The following is a 19,265-nucleotide window of genomic DNA, read 5'->3' as shown; positions in this document are numbered from 1 at the left end:
TTGTTAAAAGCCATCAATCAGTAAGTCAATTGCGTGTTTAATGGTGTCTCGTTGGCTACTTAAGTCAACGATTTCTTTCCCTAATAATGAATGAGGGACGCAAGCCATTTGGTGAGTCATTAAAATAAAAACCTGCCCGTTGATTGATAATTGTGGATTTAAGCGTACAGGTAATGGCTTTTTAACTAGCCTGCTATCGAATAACGGGATGACTAAACGAGTATTCAATATATCAATAATGTTACTTTGAATATCCAGTAAATATGGGTATTTGACCGTATCTTCTCGGTTTTGATAGAGGCAATATTGCATTAAAAATCCTTGTATTTATCTGAGAGTAATCCATATTCTTCATTTATCCTGTTTAACTCATTAAAGCCTTCGACATTGTCATTTTTCCATTTTTGCGCTTCGAGGCGTTTTAATTCAGCTTGTAAGGCACAAGCCAGTATTGCTGATAAGTTAAGTTTAGCCCGCCTTGCTTGTTCGTAGAGTTCAGGCGCGACAGTGACACTGACGGTTTTTTTTGTTCTGTTCATAGATGCCCCTTATACACGTGTTATGACACGTGTACTTTAGCACAGCTCATCGATCACGATAGGGATTTTATCAACAAATATTGCCATTATCAGAGTATCTTTAATTTATTGCGATTATTTGCGAAACCCTTCGCAAAATTGCCGCCTTATTGCTCAATAGCCAAATAACCCCCTTGAACTGCGTCTATTTTCCACCATTGATTTTTTTACACTCTGTCATGCTATAGCGATAACTCGTATTTTCATTACATTTTGGAACCGCGGTGTCCGACGAGAGTGATGTAGAAAAAACCGAAGAGCCCACGCCCCATAAAAAGCAAAAAGCCAAAGATGATGGGCAAATCGTTCGTTCAAAAGAACTTAGCTCGCTAATGATGATGTTAGCAGGCGTGAGCTTGCTATGGCTAAGTGGTGGACACCTCGCGGCACAACTGCGGCAAATTACTCGCCAGGGTTTTATTTTTGATGGCCACTATTTACAAAATACTGGCTTGATGATCAGTTACTTAGGGCGTGTGGTCAGTGAGGCGTTATTTGCCTTACTACCTGTCATTGGCGGGTTAGCTTTGGTTGGAATTTCTGCGTCATCGTTAGTCGGTGGGCTCGTTTTTAATAGCAAGTTGATTAAATTTGATTTGAAAAAGTTAAATCCAATCAAAGGGCTAAAACGTATTTTTTCGATGAATGCCTTATCTGAGTTATTTAAAGCGGTTTTGAAATCGTTATTTGTGGGGTTGGGGGCGTTTATTTTTCTTTGGCAAAGTTGGCCATCGTTACTGCATTTAGTGATGGAATCACCCGTTACGGCGCTAAGTAATGCATTACAGAAAGTGATTTTTGCGGGATATTTAATCGTATTTTTGCTTATCCCAATGGTGGCTTTTGATGTTTTCTATCAGTTTCGTTCCCATTTGAAAAAATTGCGCATGAGCCGTCAGGAAATTAAAGATGAATTCAAGCAGCAAGAGGGTGACCCGCAGATTAAAGCCAAAATTCGCCAACAGCAGCGTGCGATTGCGCGTAACCGAATGATGGCGGATGTTCCGAATGCAGATGTTATCGTCACTAACCCAACACACTATGCGGTCGCCCTTAAATATGACGACAAAAAAATGGGGGCACCCAAAGTATTAGCGAAAGGAGCTGGAGTATTAGCTCAGCGCATCAAAGAAATTGGTGAAGAGCACCGAATATTACAGTTAGAAGCACCGCCTCTTGCTCGTGCGCTATACCGCCATGCGGAGATAGGCCAAAGCATTCCTGTTGCACTATATGCGGCAGTTGCAGAAGTTTTAGCATGGGTTTACCAGTTGCGCCGCTGGCGCCGAGAAGGTGGGCTCAGACCAAAAAAACCGAAAAATTTACCAGTGCCACCGACGCTGGACTTTGCTGGAGATAACAATCGAGATGGCTAATTTGGCTTCATTATTAAAATTGCCGAAAAATTTACAAGGAACGCAGTGGCAAATACTGGCCGGCCCTGTTCTGATATTAATGATCCTGTCGATGATGGTATTGCCATTACCGGCTTTTTTATTGGATTTACTGTTTACCTTTAATATTGCACTTTCCATTATGGTGTTATTAGTGGCGATGTTCACAAAGCGCACATTAGATTTTGCGGCATTTCCTACCATTTTGCTATTTGCAACTTTATTGCGCCTCTCTTTGAATATCGCCTCGACGCGAATTATCCTGTTAGATGGCCATACAGGGCCAGATGCTGCTGGGCGAGTTGTCGAAGCCTTTGGTCACTTTTTGGTGGGCGGTAACTTTGCCATCGGTATTGTGGTATTCATTATTCTTGTGCTGATTAACTTTATGGTTATCACTAAGGGGGCAGGGCGTATCGCGGAAGTGGGCGCTCGCTTTGTGTTAGATGGCATGCCGGGTAAGCAAATGGCCATCGATGCCGACTTGAACGCGGGTATCATTAATGATGATGAAGCGAAAAAACGTCGTGCGGAGGTTACGCAAGAAGCAGATTTTTACGGTTCGATGGATGGTGCGAGTAAATTCGTGCGAGGAGATGCTATCGCGGGGATCATGATTATGGTGATCAACGTGGTTGGCGGGTTAATCGTTGGTGTAGGCCAGCACAATATGTCTTTGGGAGATGCCACCAGTGCCTATACCTTGCTGACTATTGGTGATGGGCTTGTCGCGCAAATTCCAGCTTTGATTATTTCCACCGCTGCTGGGGTTATTGTCACTCGTGTGGCAACAGATGAAGATGTGGGTGAACAAATGGTCACTCAGCTATTCAATAACCCAAGAGTGATGTGGTTGAGCGCTGGGGTTCTAGGTTTAATCGGTTTAATACCGGGTATGCCTAACTTTGTATTTTTACTGTTTACCGCGGCACTGGCTGCCCTTGGTTGGTATTTAGTCCGCAAATCCCAACAACCCGAAAGTAGTGCGGGGGATAATAGCCAATCTCAGCATTTTCAAGAAGCCAATAAAGTGGTTGAAGCCACGTGGGATGACGTTCAACTAGAAGACTTGTTGGCGATGGAAGTGGGGTATCGGTTGATCCCATTAGTCGATAATGACCAGCAAGGTGAATTATTAGGGCGACTACGTGGTTTACGTAAGAAATTTGCTCAAGAAGTGGGGTATTTACCACCTGTCGTACATATTTGCGATAACTTAGCGCTTTCCCCTTGTGAATACCGAATTCTGATCAAAGGTGCAGAAGTTGGGCGGGGGGAAGCACAGCCAGGGCGTAGTCTGGCTATTGACCCAGGTAATGCGGCTGGGTCGTTACAAGGGGATGTCACTAAAGAGCCAGCATTTGGTTTACCCGCCATTTGGATTGATGATGATTTGCGTGAGCAAGCACAAATCCAAGGGTATACCGTGGTATCCGCGAGTACTGCAGTGGCTACTCACTTTAATCAAATTTTACTGCAAAACTCGAGCACCTTATTTGGCCGCCAAGAAGCCCAAATGTTGTATGACCGCGTGAAAAAAGAGATGCCAAAATTGGCAGATGACCTGATCCCAGATACGATTTCATTAACGATTTTGCACCGCGTTTTACAAAACTTATTAATGGAAGATGTGGTGATCCGCGATATGCGTACCATCATTGAAACCTTGGCTGAAATGGCAGGAGAAAATGGGGAAAACAAAGATACTGATTACTTAACATCCCAAGTGCGCATTGCATTAGGGCGAGCAATTACACAGCAGTGGTTTGGTAATGCAGAAGAAATTCAAGTGATTGGTTTAGAGGCTAGCCTTGAGCAGATTTTGCTGCAAGCCGCGAAGAACGGCGGTGGGTTAGAGCCGAACTTGGCGCAGTTCATTCAAACTCAAGCGGAGCAAGCTGTCGCTCACCAAGAAGCGATGGGCGCGCCAACGGTATTATTAGTTAACCATGGTTTACGTTTGATTTTATCGCGTTTCTTGCGCCGCAGTCTGCCGCAGCTGGTGGTCATGTCGAATTTAGAAATGACGGACCACCGTAAGATAAGAATGACGTCGATGATCAGTGGTAGTTAATTTTATCGGTATTATTTGACATTTAGGTACAGTATTAAAAAGAGGAAAATCGCCAACATGATGTGTGATTTTCCTCTTTTTTTATTCCATGGGTTTGCTTAATTAGGATATATTTTTTTCTTGTACATGGTAATTTTTACTATAGTAAAAATTATGGTGGGCTGAAGCTAACCTGTTGGTGGGGATTCATTATGAGTAATAAAATAAATGAGTTACTGAAATTTTCTCAAGAATGGAAGCAATTGGTGCTGCTGATGGTACTGCGGCTCGCCGTATCGAGGTGCGGATAAAAGCACAAGAGCTCAAGAAAAAATTCACTAATCCTAAGCCTATGACAGGAGAGGATATTAAACGTATTCGTGAGCAAAATAATATTTCTCAGTCTTCTCTCGCTTTGATATTAAATATGACCAAGGAAAGTGTTTCCAAATGGGAAATAGGGGAAATTAAACCAAATGGTGCAGCATTAAGGCTACTCACATTAATTGATGAAAAGGTGTTTATTATCTAATAAATGCAAGGATAATCCTTTTTAGTTTAAAAAGACAAAACACACCTTAAATTGAAATTTTCTTACCTAATGCAGGGTGCTTTGACTCTAAACCATCAGCACCATAAGTGGATTGGTTATTATGTTTTTTCACAAAGTTTAGGCGCTGAGCATTCAGCTCAATATGCAGTTGCAGCATTTGGTGATTACGATAATTCAGCTCTTTTAGCTCTGTGGTTAAGGTTTTAATAGCTTCCCATATACCCATTAGTGCATCATTGCCTTCATAAGGTGCGCTGATCTCAGCTTGTGCTTCTAACGCTAAGCGGTTTGTTTCACCATGGCCGATAGCAGCAACTAAAAACCGTTTTTGTTCAGTGGTTTCCTGAAAAGGCGAAGGCGGCACACGGTGATAACCTAGTAATAGCTCTTCATTTTTCATCACTATTTGTAATGATTTCAAATGAGCGAGTTGTTGCTCTAGTAATATCAGTAATTCGTCAGTCATAGTGATTATTTATTTCATTGATAACATGCATTCATGGGCATCACGCAAAATGCCATCAGCAATTTTCCCTGCATCCATTTTTAGAGTACCGTCTTTAATTGCTTGTTTAATTTGTTCAACTTTAGCGTGATTAATATCACTAGCTTGAGGTTGCAATAATTTTTTCTGCAGCTCACTAGGAACAAAAGAACTCTCTTTAACGATTTCATCGGCAGATACTTTTTTATCCCGCATCGGGGCTGCCGCATCTTGCGGATCGCGGTTTGTCACCTGAGTCAGTGCAGAAATTGCAGATGTTTGCTCAATAGCCATAATGTATTTTCCTATTTCCGATTTTTTTCATATGTCAGTTATCGGCTTATGTTTATGAATCTTTAGTGTATATAGTGTTACAAAATATTGCACTACTCGTCATACTTCAAGTTGCAGCGTTGTTGACTGTGCTCAGCTCGCCGAATCACATACTCATGTATGCTCATCGGCCTCTCTTCACTTGTCGCCTAGCTGCTACTCGAATTATTTAGAGTATATACTCGTGATGCTTCAAGTTGCAGCGTTGTTGACTGCGCTCAGCTCGCCGAATCACATACTCATGTATGCTCATCGGCCTCTCTTCACTTGTCGCCTAGCTGTTACTCGAATTATTTAGAGTACAAGCGGGGGCGCTTTATTTTAATGCCACTTGAACGCTGCCATTTTCTAGCGCTTCCCCATTTACAACTTGCCCATTTAACAATCGTACGCGGGTATTTTGGCCAGCAGTGGCATTATTTATTGCTCTTCCTTCGTATTTCACTGAAAAATTATCACCACTGGCGAATACAAATACGGTTTGCCCTGCTTTTATTGCCCAAGGTTGCCTTGTCATTGATTTTGTGAATGTTTGACCTGCTGGAATATTACGCAGAGCTATTGCTCCGCGAAGTGCGATTTTGTCTGTACTTGCACCTGCAGGGAGTTTATGTAATAAGCCTTTTTTGGTTCCGATATCAACAAATTGTATGGATTCCCCTCTATTTATATTGCGTGTTGCCACGTAATACTGGCCTGTCACATTCACTGTTAGCTGAATAAATTGCTTTTTTTTACCACATTGCACAGGAAGGGACACATTCCCCATATTACGCCCGCCAATAGGTGGGTTGATTTGTGGCTTCTCGCAAATGGGCCAACGTTCAATTGGCGTTTTAATTTCGATTGAAACGTGGGTTTTCTTGCCATGGATTTGGCGAAAATAATGGTTAATATCTTGGGGTAATGACGCTTGAGAAAGCGCTGGAGTAAGACCTAACAAACTGATTACCATATATAAAGGCAATTTTTTAGTGTAATACATCCCGTTTTATCCCCCCAGTAAGCAAACTTTTTCACAATTGCAGTTTACGCAGCTGCGTAATAATGAATGAGCCAAATAGGTCAATTATTTTGCCTTTATCCCGCCATTAGATTTTTTAGTAGGCCGCTAAGATATGCGGGTCGAATTTTAATTTTTACTCGCGAACGTTCAAATTCAGGGATCGCGTTATCTCCATTGAGGACCACTATGATTGATAAATTAAACGCCACGTTTGCTTTCCAGCAACAGGCTTTGTCAATACGCGAAGCAAGGCAGACTGTATTAGCTTCAAACATTGCTAATGCCGACACACCCGGCTACCAAGCACGTGATATTGACTTTAATCGTCAACTTCAACAAGCCATGGATAAAGGTGTGGTAGGGGGAAAAGGTGTGACTCTTGCTGTCACTTCGAAAGGGCATATTGAAGGCCGAGGGGGCAAAGCGCCAAATATTGACCTGAAATATCGTGTTCCTTACCAAACCTCAATGGATGGTAATACGGTAGATATGGACATTGAACGTAGCCAATTCGCAGATAACACCCTGAAATATCAGGCCGACCTTACATTTATCAATAGCCGCGTCAAAAGTATGTTGGCTGTCTTACAGCAAGGGTAATTGCCATGGCTTTACTAAGTATTTTTGATATCTCCGCATCGGCATTGACTGCGCAATCTCAACGTTTGAATGTCAGTGCGAGCAATATGGCCAACGCAGAAAGTATCGTGGGGCCAGATGGCCAACCATATCGCGCAAAACAAGTTGTTTTTCAAATGGCACCACAAGGGCGTCACGAAGTGGGAGGCGTGCGTGTGAGTGAGCTGATAGAAGACCCTACGCCACCCCGTATGGAATATAAGCCCGGTCACCCGTCAGCGAATGAAAAAGGCTATGTGCAAATGCCAAATGTCGACATGGTTGGTGAAATGATCAATACCATTTCAGCCTCTCGTAGCTATCAAGCTAACTTAGAAGTGATGAATACAGCAAAAACATTGCTGCAAAAGACACTGACTATAGGCCAGTAAGGGAGCATTTTCATGGGAGTTGCAGCCACAATGTACGACTCTTTGGATAATACGACAGCTGGCCCTCAGCCAGCTGCGAGTAATGTGCCAAAGAAAAGTCAAAGTGACGATATGCGTGACACTTTTTTAAAAATGATTGTCACGCAAATGCAAAACCAAGACCCAACAAAACCAATGGAAAATACGGATTTAACCAGCCAATTGGCGCAAATAGCGACACTTGAGAGTATGAATAAACTCAGTGATAGCGTGAGTGGTATTTCCCAACAAATTGGTTCAGGTCAGTCATTGCAAGCCACTCAGCTGGTTGGTAAAGGTGTGCTTATTCCGCGCAATGAAATCATCTTAGCGCCGCTCAAAAAAGCGAGCACAGGTGAAGACAGCAATGTGATTAAGCCATCAAACCCGCTTCCAGACGAAGGCATCAGCCCAAATAGCCCTTCAATGTTTGGATTAAGTAACAAAGATGCCATTGAAGGTGAAGAGGGCACTGAAGAGCCGCAATCTGAATATATTTCCTCGCCGTTTGGCTTCTTTTTGCCGAAATTGGCGGACAACGTTGAAATTACCATTCGCGATAAAAACCGAATGGTTGTGCGAACCATTACCTATGATACGGAAGTTAAACCCGATATCTATGATATGGCATGGGATGGCCGTGATAACAACGGGAACTTAGTCACCGATACAACAGGAAAATATTACTTTGATGTGAAAGCTGTTAGTTCAGGAGCTGAAATCGAAGTGACCAAACTGGGGTATACCCGTGTTAACGGTGTGACTCCTGGAGCTGACGCACCATTACTTGATGTTGGCATTGGGCAAAGCGTCCCGCTGAGCAGCATTTTCAAAGTTTATCCATCTTCTTAATTTACCCCCAATACTCATGGAGAAAATATGTCTTTTTCACAAGCAGTCAGTGGCTTAAATGCAGCCTCAGCGGGGCTTGATTCAATTGGTAATAATATTGCCAACTCCGCAACAAATGGTTTTAAAGGGGCGACGACCTCATTTGCAGATATGTTTGCAGGTTCAGGTGTTGGCCTAGGCGTTAATGTGGCCGCGGTGACACAAAATTTTAAAGATGGTCCAATCACGCGTACGGATAGAGCAACAGACGTTGCCATCTCCGGAAATGGCTTTTTCCGTGTACAAGACCAAAACGGTGATACTTATTACAGCCGAGATGGTCAATTCTTACGCGATAAAAGCGGTAATTTAGTGAATAACCAAGGGATGGTAGTCACAGGTTACCCTGCGAGTGTTGATGAAAAAGGCAATGTTACCATCCAAAGTGGTGGTGTACCTGAAGGCTTGAATATCCCAACGGATATGATGGATGCGAAAAAATCTGAGTTAGCGAAACTGACGATAAACCTTAATTCTGAAGATAAAGTTAAAGATAAGAAATTTGACATCACAAAGCCTGATGATTCAGCAACGTATAACTTTAGCACCACAATGACCGCTTTCGATAGTCAAGGTAATACCCATGAAATTTCAGTGTACTTTGTTAAAGAGTCAGATAACAAATGGACCGCTTATGCGAAAGACGCTAACGAAACTGAAGCTAAAAAACTGGGTGAACTAGAGTTTGATGGTAATGGTAAGTTAAAAGACGCAGATAAAGCCACATTTGCTTTCGCGTATAACGGGTTAAATGGCGCTGATAATGGAATATTAAACGTTGATTTAAGTAAGACTCGTCAACAAAAAGTCAGCGAGTCTTCCGTTAGTGCGATTGATGTGAATGGCTATCCTGCCGGTGAATACACCACCTTTAAAATCGAAGATAACGGTTTAATTACTGCTAACTATTCCAACCAACAAAAACGTGTGGTTGGCCAAGTGGCGTTATCTGCTTTCGCAAATCCAAATGGTCTGGTATCCCAAGGTGGCAACGTTTGGGCCTCTTCCAATGCGTCAGGTAACCCAATGGACGGCGTTCCGGGTGTCGGCCAGTTCGGAAAATTAACCAGTGGTGCGTTGGAATCTTCTAACGTGGATATGAGCCAAGAGTTAATCAGCATGATTGTGATGCAGCGTAATTACCAATCAAACGCGCAAACCATCAAAACACAAGATCAGATGTTACAGACGCTGGTTAACTTACGATAAAACAAGAGGGTGGCCATGGATCACGTCATTTATACCGCGATGGGAGGAGCGCGTCATGCGCTGGAAAACCAAGCGATTGTTTCAAATAACATTGCCAATGTGTCAACCGCAGGCTTTAAAGCGCAATTGTCCGCAATGCGTGCCGTGCCGATACATGGTGACAGCGAGCAAACCAGAACGCTGGTGGTGGCATCTACTCCCGGCGCTGATATGAGCCAAGGGCCACTCAATTATACGGGTAAGCAAACCGATGTTGCATTAAATGATAAGCATTTTTTGGCTGTTGAATTAGCCGATGGCACAGAAGCTTATACCCGTAACGGTAACATTCAAGTGTCTAGTGAAGGTGAGCTTGTTATTGGTGAGCGCCGCTTACAAGGTGATGGCGGGCCGATTAACGTTCCGCCAAATGCGGAGTTAACTATTGGCGCTGACGGTACCGTTACTGCGCTTTTGGCGACTGACCCCCCGACTATGTTAGGGCAAATTGGGCGCTTGAAAGTGGTTGAAGCACAGCCGCAGGACTTGATCCGTGGCGAAGACGGTTTGTTTCATTTATCACCACAAGGGCAAGCGGCAAATGGCAATGCTTTGCCACAAAGCGAACGAGGCATTGTCACTGCGGGGGTGATTGAAGGCAGTAATGTCAATGCCGCAGAAGCCATGGTTTCGATGATTGCCAATGCAAGGCACTTTGAAATGCAAATGAAAGTTGTCCGCAGTGCTGATGAAAATGCACAACGCGCCAATCAACTGCTCGCGGTTAGCTAAATACAGTAAGGAATTATTATGATCCGCTCATTATGGATTGCTAAAACAGGGCTTGATGCTCAACAAACTAACCTTGATGTTATTTCTAATAACTTAGCCAACGTTAGTACCAATGGTTTCAAACGCCAACGCGCTGTTTTTGAAGATTTAATGTACCAAAATATTCGTCAGCCGGGTGCCATGAGTTCAGAACAAACCTCGTTACCATCCGGTTTACAAATGGGAACGGGTTCGCGCCCTGTTGCCACCATGCGTATTCATGCGCAAGGCGCATTAAATAAAACAGGAAATACCAACGATATCGCTATCCGAGGCCAAGGTTTTTTACATGTGCAAATGCCTGATGGTACGGATGCTTACACCCGTGATGGCGCATTGCAACCAAACCAAGATGGCCAGTTAGTGACCTCAAGTGGTTACCAAATCGTTCCTGCGATTATGATCCCCGATAACGCGAATAGCTTGTCGATTGCGCGCGATGGTACCGTGACCATTACCGTCTATGGCGATAACCAACCACAGCAAATTGGCCAAATTACATTAACCACCTTCATTAATGATGCTGGTTTGGAAAGTATGGGTGAAAACCTGTATATGGAAACCGCAAGTTCCGGCGCACCAAATGAGAGCGCACCGGGGACCAATGGCGCCGGTTTACTTTATCAAAACATGTTAGAAACCTCTAACGTCAATGTGGCAGAGGAGTTGGTCAACATGATCCAAACTCAGCGTGCTTATGAAATCAACAGTAAGGCGGTATCCGCTTCTGACCAAATGTTACAGCGCTTAACGCAATTGTAATTGGTAAAAAATACGTAAAAATAACTCATTGCGATAGTGATGAGTTATCAATGAGAGGGATCTCTTCGTGATGATAAAACGTACACAGCAGCAAAAGAGTAACATGATGATTGAAAGCGGCACGATTTCTCAACAGCAAAAAGCAGCGTTACTAACGCGTTTCATAGCGCCTAAACAGGCAGGGTTACTTGCCATTTTGGTCTTAGTTACCAGCGGTTGTGCACAAATCAAATCGCGTCCATTAGTGGACACACAAACCACGGCAATCCCAACAGCACCGACAGCACCAGCACCCAATGGCTCGATATTTCAAAGTGCGCAACCCGCTTATTATGGCTATCAGCCATTATTTGAAGACCGGCGGCCTCGTAATGTTGGAGATATTTTAACCATTAACTTGCAAGAAAACGTGAGTGCGAGCAAAAACTCCTCAGCGAATGCCAACCGTAGTGGGAAAACAGGTTTCTTAGCTGCGATATTGCCGGGTTTCATGCAAGGGTGGATTGGCGGTAAAAACACAGAATTAGATATTAAAGGTAACAGTGACTTTAGCGGCAAAGGCGGTGCCAATGCCAATAACACCTTTAAAGGTACCATCACTGTCACTGTAGACCAATTATTGGCGAACGGTAACTTACATGTGGTTGGTGAGAAACGTATTGCGATAAACCAGGGGACGGAGTCGATTCGTTTCTCAGGAGTGGTTAACCCGCGCACTATCGGCTCAGACAATCATGTGAGCTCGACACAAGTCGCTGATGCACGCATTGAATATGTGGGTGACGGTTATATTAACGAATCGCAAAACATGGGATGGCTACAACGCTTTTTCTTAAATGTTTCGCCTTATTAATTAAACATTAGCGAGAAAACAGCCGAGATAATTTAATGAAAAACAAAGTATTAATTTTGCTATCACTATTTTTTTGCTTCACTTTTTCAGCACACAGTGAGCGTATTAAAGATTTAACCACCGTTCAAGGTGTGCGAGATAACGCCTTGATTGGCTATGGTTTAGTTGTGGGTCTCGATGGGACAGGTGACCAAACCATGCAAACTCCATTTACCACTCAAAGTTTGAATAACATGCTGTCGCAAATGGGGATTACGGTGCCGCCGGGTACCAATATGCAATTAAAAAATGTGGCGGCGGTCATGGTCACCGCAAAATTGCCGCCTTTTGCGCGTACTGGTCAGTCCGTGGATATTGTGGTTTCCTCAATGGGTAACGCGAAAAGCTTACGTGGCGGTACGTTGTTGATGACTCCCTTAAAAGGGGTTGATGGGCAAATCTATGCGATGGCTCAAGGTAACATCTTAGTGGGTGGTGCGGGTGCCAGTGGCGGCGGCAGTAGTATTAAGGTCAATCAACTCAATGGCGGCCGTATTACCGGTGGAGCAACTATCGAACGCGAATTACCGAGCAGTTTTGGGCAAAATGGGGCAATTAACCTGCAATTAAACGAAGATAGCTTCACATTGGCACAAGATATTGCGGATGCAATTAACCGTATGGGCGGTATGGGGACGGCGTCTGCGTTAGATTCAAGAACAGTACAGTTACTGGTTCCAGCTAATAATCGTGACCAAGTGCGTTTTTTAGCACGGGTACAGGAGCTTAATGTACGGGCGCCAGTGGCTGAAGCGAAAGTGATCCTCAATTCACGCACTGGTTCTGTGGTGATTAACCGCAGTGTAACACTAGACAGCTGTGCTGTTGCACACGGTAGTTTAGCGGTCACAGTCGAAAGACAAACTCAAGTGAGCCAGCCGGACACCCCATTTGCAGGTGGGCAAACCGTAGTCACTCGTAATACGAATGTTGGGGTACGTGATCAGGGTGGGGCACTCCAAAAAGTCAACGCAAGTGTGCAATTAAACCAAGTTATTCAAGCCCTAAATACACTCGGTGCAACGCCAAACGACTTGATGTCGATACTGCAAGCGATGGAAAGTGCGGGTTGTTTACGTGCAAAACTGGAGATCATCTAATGAGTGACATGCAGCTATTGCAAGGTGCCGCATTTGATTTACAGTCACTGGGGCAGTTAAAAGGTGAACTGAATAAAAATTCGGAGCAAGGGCTGCGCCATGTCACGCAGCAACTTGAGGCAACATTCGTTCAATTGATGCTAAAAAGTATGCGTGACGCACTCCCACAAGATGGCTTATTTTCCAGCGACCAAACACGCATGCTCACCAGTATGTATGACCAACAAATCGCCCAGGACCTGTCGCAAAAAGGTTTAGGTTTCGGGGAAATGATGTATCAGCAGCTTACACGAGACCAACACACGTCAAGTGGGCCCACATCCAATAGCCTGTTGCCGTTAGATGAAAAAACAGTGCAATCATTACCGCCATTTAATATGGAACAAATGATGCGCCATTTTACACCAATGGGCGATGTATTATCGGCACCATTCCAAAAAATCAAAGCGTTATCGCTTAATAGCAGTAATTTTATTAGCCGTTTAATTGAACCTGCAAAAGCGGCAAGCCAAAACAGTGGTATTTCACATTTTCTGCTATTGGCACAAGCGGCATTAGAAAGTGGTTGGGGCCAGCGAGAAATTCTGAAATCAGATGGAAAAACCAGCCATAACCTGTTTGGTATAAAAGCGGGAAAAAACTGGCAAGGGCCCGTCACGAATATTATGACAACAGAAGTGATCAACGGAAAAACCATCAAAATGCGGGATGATTTTCGCGTTTATGGCTCTTATGAAGAGGCGATTGCCGATTATATCAATTTATTGACGGAAAACCCGCGTTACAAAGACGTCAAAAAAGCGCCAACACCAGAGATTGCTGCGCGCCGTTTACATCAAGCCGGGTATGCCACAGACCCAGGTTATTCGGACAAACTGATCACCTTGATTAACCAGATACGTGGTCATCAACCCGCGGCGAATACCTCTGCATCAAGGGCTGTTCAGGCATATACCATAGACTTAAACGATATTTTCTAAAAATCCGGAATTATTGCGCGTTTGGACTAAATAATTACGCTGAATTTCCGATAACCAAATATGCTCTAAATAATTTGCGTTGCTATCGCTTTCATTGTGTCAGCCAATGATGGCGATAAGCATCCAGAACAGGAAAAGCTTATGCTGAACAATGTAATGAATAATGCGCTCAGTGGTGTGAATGCTGCACAAGGCGGGTTAAGTGTTATTTCTAACAACTTAGCTAACGCAGGTGTGGGTTACTATCATCGCCAAAGTGCTGTTTTCGGGGAGAATCCCGGTACGATGACACCTAATGGCTATTTTGGTAACGGCACTTATTTCAGCCATGTTCGCCGTGAGTTTGACGAATTTATCAATGCGCAGTACAGCCAATCCCGCGCACGTAGCGGTGACTATGAGGCATACGTTAAGAACTGCAATAAAGTTGATGATTTGCTTACTAATGATATTGAAGATATTTCAAGTAATATTGGTAGCTTCTTCACCGCGTTAGACGCTGCCTCCAGCGATGCAAGTGACAAAACCTTGATTGACGTTTTCTTAGGAAACTCAAATGCATTATTAGGCCAGTTTAAAGAAGCGGATCGTCGTTTGCAGGAAATGGAACGGGATATTAATCACCAGATAGAAAATAAAGTGAAAGATATCAATATTTACGCTGAAAAAATTGCGGGTTTAAACCAGCAAATTTCGCGGATCCGTTCTGTGAGTGGTTCTGAACCTAACGATTTATTAGATGTGCGTGACCGTTTAGTTAATGAAGTTAACTCATTAGTTGGTGTCAAAGTTATCGAACAAAACGGTAACTATAACGTGACGTTTGCTAATGGCTTACCGTTAGTCACGGGTGAAAAAGCGAATCGCTTAGAAGCCGTCCCTTCTTCTAAAGATGATAGCCGTTTTAGCATTGGCTTTGTGGGCGCGAATGGCCAAGCACGGGAAATTCCTGATGAGTCATTCCGTGGTGGGGAACTCAGCGGTATCTTGCGTTCTCGTCAAGAAGTTATGGACCCGGCTTATCAAAAACTCAATAAATTAGCATTGGTTTTTGCGACCAAATTCAATGAAGTGCACAGCAAGGGGTACGATGCCAACGGCAACACCGGTAAAGACTTCTTTGAAATTGGTAAAGGCTCTGTTGTTAGCAACACTCATAATAGTGGTAAAGCAGACTTTGATCTCAGTTATAGCGATGTGTCTAAAGTCACAGGTAATAACTACGAAATGCGCTTTGACGGCAATGAATGGAATGTCACACGTTTGCCAGAAGGTATTAATGTTCCTGTGGATTCAAATACGGCAGGTACACTGAAGTTTGATGGTTTAGAGATCAAAATCAGCAACAGTACTGGTATGTCAAAAGGTGACTCATTCTTGGTAAAACCAGTAAGTGGTGTAATCAACGGTATGCAGACCTTGGTCAGCAATGCATCCGATTTTGCGGCGGCTGGAAGTAAAGACAGTGGCCCAGGTGATAATGAAAACATTAAACAACTGGTTAAACTGCAAGACGAAAAACTGATTGATGGTAGTTCTACGTTCTCTGATTTCTATGCGACATTAGTTAATGATGTGGGCAGTAAAACTAAACAAGCGCAAATTGATTCTGAAACACAGAACAAAATGACCGAGAGCTTCTATGAGCAAGAACAAGCTATTTCGGGCGTGAATATGAATGAAGAAAGTATTCAGATGCAGAAAATCCAACAGTTTTTCAATGCCAATGCGCAAGTATTAAAAACGGTGGATGATTTATTTAACGCATTAATGCGTGCATTCTAAATATTAGCGATAGGATAAGGATTTAGCGATGCGTTTAAGTACCAACATGATTTATCACCAACGCTTACAAGACATGAACAGTGCTCAAGCGCGTTGGATGGATGCAGGAAGTCAATTAGCTTCTGGTAAGCGTGTAAGCAAGCCTTCTGATGACCCTCAAGCGTCTTCGCAAGCGGTGCGGATTAACCAGTCAGAGAACCGAAATCAACAGTATGTTGCCAGTCGTGGGTTTGCCAAAACAGGAATGACGCTGCAGATGAGTATTTTGACTCAGATGACAGATGTGACGACGCAAATTGATACCACCATTATTCAGGCATCAAACCAAGGTGCTTTAAGCGATAAAGACCGTAATACTTTGGCTGAGCAACTAACGGGTTTGAAAGAACAATTAGTGGCGTTAGGTAATTCGACTGATGGGAATGGTCGATATATTTTCGCAGGTTTTAAATCAGATAAACCGCCATTTGAAATTGATGCTAACGGTGATGTGTTGTATCACGGTGGCGATAAAGCGATTATGCAGAATGTGGCGAGTGACCGTGAGATGACGACTTATTTCACTGGCGCACAAGTGTTTGAAACCGATAGCAATAATGTGGTCAATATTTTTAAAGCGCTGAACACCGGTATCGAATCACTGAAAAAGCCATTGCAAGGCGCACCACAAGCAGATTTAGACCAAGCGCAAGCTGAGTTAGGTGAAGCGAACCGAGCCATCAAGTCCGCATTAGATCAAATTTCTAATATTGAAGCTAAGCAAGGCTTACAATTACAAGAAATTGATAAATTAGATTTTTTAGCGGATACGCGCTCGATTCAAAATGCGGCCCGCAAAAGTGAGTTGTTAGAAACTAACTGGACTGGCACCACCACAGATTATTATAAAGAAAAAGCGATGTTTGAAGCCTCACAAAGTATTTTTAAAGACTTAAACAGCATGTCACTTTTCGGCAGCCGTTAATTATTTAATATTCTTTTTACTCACCGCGCTTTGGAGCCATTCAAGCGCGGTTTTTTGTTTGGGGATTTTTAGTCACCACAAAAAGGGGATTTGAGTTTATTATTGTGTCTTTTTTATATTGCATAAATTTGCTTTTGTTTTACCCTTATTTGACCTTTCATTTTTGCTCTTTAAAAATCCGCTGATTTAACAATTAGTTATAAGATTCACTAAAAACAAAGGTATTTTTTGTATTTTAAAGCTAGTCAGTTGTTTTTACTTGTTTTATTCTGTTTTTGTTATAGTTCACTGCCGTATAGGCAGCTTAGAAAAATTCTAGTAAAAACAGATGGGTGCGTAGGATGTTCACTGCCGTATAGGCAGCTTAGAAATATAACGGTAAGCTTCATGCTTATATTAGAAAGTTCACTGCCGTATAGGCAGCTTAGAAATTGAAGATAGTGAAGGAGCCTATAACGGTAAGGTTCACTGCCGTATAGGCAGCTTAGAAAACCTGTAGGAATGTATTCAAGCGTGTAAACACGTTCACTGCCGTATAGGCAGCTTAGAAAAGTTCATAGTAGAGTCAGAAAATGAACCCAGTGTTCACTGCCGTATAGGCAGCTTAGAAAGTCTAAAATTGCTGCGCGTTCTTCATCTGAGTGTTCACTGCCGTATAGGCAGCTTAGAAAGTGCTAGAAATCCACCAGCAATTTTAAGAATAGTTCACTGCCGTATAGGCAGCTTAGAAATTATTAAAATACTCGATGATGTTAGAGAACATGTTCACTGCCGTATAGGCAGCTTAGAAACAAATCGTATTCTACGACGGTTCTTGGTACATGTTCACTGCCGTATAGGCAGCTTAGAAAGTAAACACAAACGGAAGTGACTATGCTGAGTAGTTCACTGCCGTATAGGCAGCTTAGAAAGGTGATTTTAGTAAGCCACAATTAAATAAAGCGTTCACTGCCGTATAGGCAGCTTAGAAACAACTAATTCCGCGCCGTCACCTTCTTTTAACGTTCACTGCCGTATAGGCAGCTTAGAAATTTATAGATTTGAAAGATGTCATTCTTCCTTAGTTCACTGCCGTATAGGCAGCTTAGAAATCGGTATATGTACCAAGAACCGTCGTAGAATAGTTCACTGCCGTATAGGCAGCTTAGAAATGATAGTTTGGTTTGGGGTAATGGATCTGTGTGTTCACTGCCGTATAGGCAGCTTAGAAACAGTGATAAGCGTGGACAAGCGCAAGCAAACTGTTCACTGCCGTATAGGCAGCTTAGAAATCTTGATGCAAACACATAATCCCCTGGGGTAGGTTCACTGCCGTATAGGCAGCTTAGAAAACATGGGGAAAGTGTAGAGAGAAATTTAGTAAGTTCACTGCCGTATAGGCAGCTTAGAAAAAGAACTCTATGAGTTAACGGGTTATGCTAAAGTTCACTGCCGTATAGGCAGCTTAGAAAACCGCAAGCGCTATTTGTGATACTAACTCCTTGTTCACTGCCGTATAGGCAGCTTAGAAATAATCACTTGTGCCGAATTGACCAGGTATTAAGTTCACTGCCGTATAGGCAGCTTAGAAATCTCATGAATTGCAGGACAATTACCCCTAGCTGTTCACTGCCGTATAGGCAGCTTAGAAAATTTCATCATCGCTATAAACGCTTTGCGACTCGTTCACTGCCGTATAGGCAGCTTAGAAAACTATAGTTTGTCTGTTGTGCAGTTGCTGTAAGTTCACTGCCGTATAGGCAGCTTAGAAATTGATGGTAGTGATGGTGCGTATAACGGTAAAGTTCACTGCCGTATAGGCAGCTTAGAAATGATAGTGTTGAGTCACGCTCTTGAACTACAAGTTCACTGCCGTATAGGCAGCTTAGAAAGTAAATCTTACCCGAACGTCAATGCAGCAAATGTTCACTGCCGTATAGGCAGCTTAGAAAAATATACAGTTGAGCTTTTGAGTCCCCTTTTATGTTCACTGCCGTATAGGCAGCTTAGAAAAAATTGCCATTTTTCAGCGTCGTATCTCTACAGTTCACTGCCGTATAGGCAGCTTAGAAATCCTCACGATTCACGCCGAAATGAGCACGTGCGTTCACTGCCGTATAGGCAGCTTAGAAAACTATCGAAGAAATCACACTCTTCATATGCGAGTTCACTGCCGTATAGGCAGCTTAGAAAAGCACCTGTGACTTCAATCGTTGGATTATATCGTTCACTGCCGTATAGGCAGCTTAGAAACGATGAAAGAAATCATCACGAATGCGCTGAAGGTTCACTGCCGTATAGGCAGCTTAGAAATGTAGCATTTATCACACAGGAAGCAGCAAACAGTTCACTGCCGTATAGGCAGCTTAGAAATTCAGCGCCAAGCTCACGAGAAACCCCGCATTGTTCACTGCCGTATAGGCAGCTTAGAAACACTTAGAACCGTAACCTCGCTCATGTCGGC

At 43.2% G+C, this 19,265-nt stretch carries 19 protein-coding genes and 1 CRISPR repeat array; of the genes, 14 read left to right on the top strand and 5 right to left on the bottom strand.

Going from position 1 to position 19,265, the window contains the following annotated elements; genetic code table 11:
• Positions 1 to 3: 3 nt before the first annotated feature.
• Both PSF31_RS06755 and PSF31_RS06750 read right to left on the bottom strand, forming a co-directional pair.
• Positions 4 to 312: a CcdB family protein gene (locus PSF31_RS06755; protein WP_004255694.1), complete on the bottom strand. Its 309-nt coding sequence runs from the start codon at positions 310 to 312 to the stop codon at positions 4 to 6.
• The gene (locus PSF31_RS06750; protein ID WP_004255691.1) at positions 312 to 539 is read right to left on the bottom strand and encodes a type II toxin-antitoxin system CcdA family antitoxin; all 228 of its coding nucleotides are present in this window, start codon (positions 537 to 539) and stop codon (positions 312 to 314) included. Before PSF31_RS06750 ends, PSF31_RS06755 begins: the two co-directional genes overlap by 1 nt.
• Before the next feature lie 263 nt (positions 540 to 802).
• Between PSF31_RS06750 and flhB the strand changes: the two genes are divergently transcribed.
• The 3 genes from flhB (at position 803) to PSF31_RS06735 (ending at position 4,557) form a co-directional block, all read left to right on the top strand.
• A complete protein-coding gene (gene flhB, locus PSF31_RS06745) occupies positions 803 to 1,954 on the top strand; it encodes a flagellar biosynthesis protein FlhB (protein WP_004255688.1) in 1,152 nt (383 codons plus the stop codon).
• Positions 1,947 to 4,046: a flagellar biosynthesis protein FlhA gene (gene flhA, locus PSF31_RS06740; RefSeq protein ID WP_004255687.1), complete on the top strand. Its 2,100-nt coding sequence runs from the start codon at positions 1,947 to 1,949 to the stop codon at positions 4,044 to 4,046. Before flhB ends, flhA begins: the two co-directional genes overlap by 8 nt.
• Positions 4,047 to 4,278: 232 nt before the next feature.
• Positions 4,279 to 4,557, top strand: a complete 279-nt coding sequence (locus tag PSF31_RS06735) for a helix-turn-helix domain-containing protein (RefSeq protein ID WP_004255684.1) — start codon at positions 4,279 to 4,281, stop codon at positions 4,555 to 4,557.
• 46 nt (positions 4,558 to 4,603) lie between these two features.
• On the opposite strand, the gene PSF31_RS06730 is transcribed toward PSF31_RS06735, so the two are convergent.
• From PSF31_RS06730 to flgA, 3 genes are all read right to left on the bottom strand, one after another.
• Positions 4,604 to 5,044: a flagella synthesis protein FlgN gene (locus tag PSF31_RS06730; RefSeq protein ID WP_096864710.1), complete on the bottom strand. Its 441-nt coding sequence runs from the start codon at positions 5,042 to 5,044 to the stop codon at positions 4,604 to 4,606.
• 9 nt (positions 5,045 to 5,053) lie between these two features.
• Positions 5,054 to 5,356, bottom strand: coding sequence for a flagellar biosynthesis anti-sigma factor FlgM (gene flgM / locus PSF31_RS06725; protein ID WP_096864711.1), 303 nt, complete (start codon positions 5,354 to 5,356; stop codon positions 5,054 to 5,056).
• A 355-nt stretch (positions 5,357 to 5,711) separates the two neighbouring features.
• Positions 5,712 to 6,350, bottom strand: coding sequence for a flagellar basal body P-ring formation chaperone FlgA (flgA, locus tag PSF31_RS06720; protein WP_096864740.1), 639 nt, complete (start codon positions 6,348 to 6,350; stop codon positions 5,712 to 5,714).
• 237 nt (positions 6,351 to 6,587) lie between these two features.
• Here flgA and flgB point away from each other — a divergent pair, with 237 nt between their 5' ends.
• The 11 genes from flgB (at position 6,588) to flgL (ending at position 16,822) form a co-directional block, all read left to right on the top strand.
• Positions 6,588 to 7,001, top strand: coding sequence for a flagellar basal body rod protein FlgB (flgB, locus tag PSF31_RS06715; protein ID WP_004255669.1), 414 nt, complete (start codon positions 6,588 to 6,590; stop codon positions 6,999 to 7,001).
• A 5-nt stretch (positions 7,002 to 7,006) separates the two neighbouring features.
• The gene (flgC, locus tag PSF31_RS06710; protein ID WP_096864712.1) at positions 7,007 to 7,411 is read left to right on the top strand and encodes a flagellar basal body rod protein FlgC; all 405 of its coding nucleotides are present in this window, start codon (positions 7,007 to 7,009) and stop codon (positions 7,409 to 7,411) included.
• Positions 7,412 to 7,423: 12 nt separating this feature from the next.
• Entirely contained in the window at positions 7,424 to 8,281 is an 858-nt protein-coding gene (locus PSF31_RS06705) for a flagellar hook assembly protein FlgD (protein ID WP_094961172.1), read from the top strand.
• Positions 8,282 to 8,308: 27 nt separating this feature from the next.
• Entirely contained in the window at positions 8,309 to 9,529 is a 1,221-nt protein-coding gene (flgE, locus tag PSF31_RS06700) for a flagellar hook protein FlgE (RefSeq protein ID WP_096864713.1), read from the top strand.
• A gap of 15 nt (positions 9,530 to 9,544) precedes the next feature.
• Entirely contained in the window at positions 9,545 to 10,300 is a 756-nt protein-coding gene (locus tag PSF31_RS06695; RefSeq protein ID WP_004255659.1) for a flagellar basal body rod protein FlgF, read from the top strand.
• An 18-nt stretch (positions 10,301 to 10,318) separates the two neighbouring features.
• Positions 10,319 to 11,101: a flagellar basal-body rod protein FlgG gene (gene flgG, locus PSF31_RS06690; RefSeq protein WP_004255657.1), complete on the top strand. Its 783-nt coding sequence runs from the start codon at positions 10,319 to 10,321 to the stop codon at positions 11,099 to 11,101.
• Between the two features lie 70 nt (positions 11,102 to 11,171).
• Entirely contained in the window at positions 11,172 to 11,954 is a 783-nt protein-coding gene (locus PSF31_RS06685) for a flagellar basal body L-ring protein FlgH (protein ID WP_004255652.1), read from the top strand.
• Positions 11,955 to 11,989: 35 nt separating this feature from the next.
• Positions 11,990 to 13,093 carry a flagellar basal body P-ring protein FlgI gene (locus PSF31_RS06680; RefSeq protein ID WP_096864714.1) on the top strand — a complete coding sequence of 368 codons (1,104 nt, stop codon included), beginning with the start codon at positions 11,990 to 11,992 and terminating at the stop codon, positions 13,091 to 13,093.
• Entirely contained in the window at positions 13,093 to 14,073 is a 981-nt protein-coding gene (flgJ, locus tag PSF31_RS06675; RefSeq protein ID WP_096864715.1) for a flagellar assembly peptidoglycan hydrolase FlgJ, read from the top strand. Before PSF31_RS06680 ends, flgJ begins: the two co-directional genes overlap by 1 nt.
• 141 nt (positions 14,074 to 14,214) lie before the next feature.
• Positions 14,215 to 15,858 (top strand): flagellar hook-associated protein FlgK, encoded by a 1,644-nt coding sequence (gene flgK, locus PSF31_RS06670; protein ID WP_094961176.1) that lies wholly within the window; start codon positions 14,215 to 14,217, stop codon positions 15,856 to 15,858.
• Between the two features lie 28 nt (positions 15,859 to 15,886).
• Positions 15,887 to 16,822 carry a flagellar hook-associated protein FlgL gene (flgL, locus tag PSF31_RS06665; protein WP_036957851.1) on the top strand — a complete coding sequence of 312 codons (936 nt, stop codon included), beginning with the start codon at positions 15,887 to 15,889 and terminating at the stop codon, positions 16,820 to 16,822.
• A gap of 283 nt (positions 16,823 to 17,105) precedes the next feature.
• Positions 17,106 to 19,234: direct repeats of the CRISPR family, unit length 28 nt; unit sequence GTTCACTGCCGTATAGGCAGCTTAGAAA.
• Positions 19,235 to 19,265: the final 31 nt, after the last annotated feature.

Source organism: Providencia sp. PROV156 (genome assembly GCF_028480905.1).
Taxonomy (GTDB): Bacteria; Pseudomonadota; Gammaproteobacteria; order Enterobacterales; family Enterobacteriaceae; genus Providencia; species Providencia hangzhouensis.
Note: the sequence above shows the minus strand (reverse complement) of the source record. Positions and strands in the feature narration are given on the sequence as shown.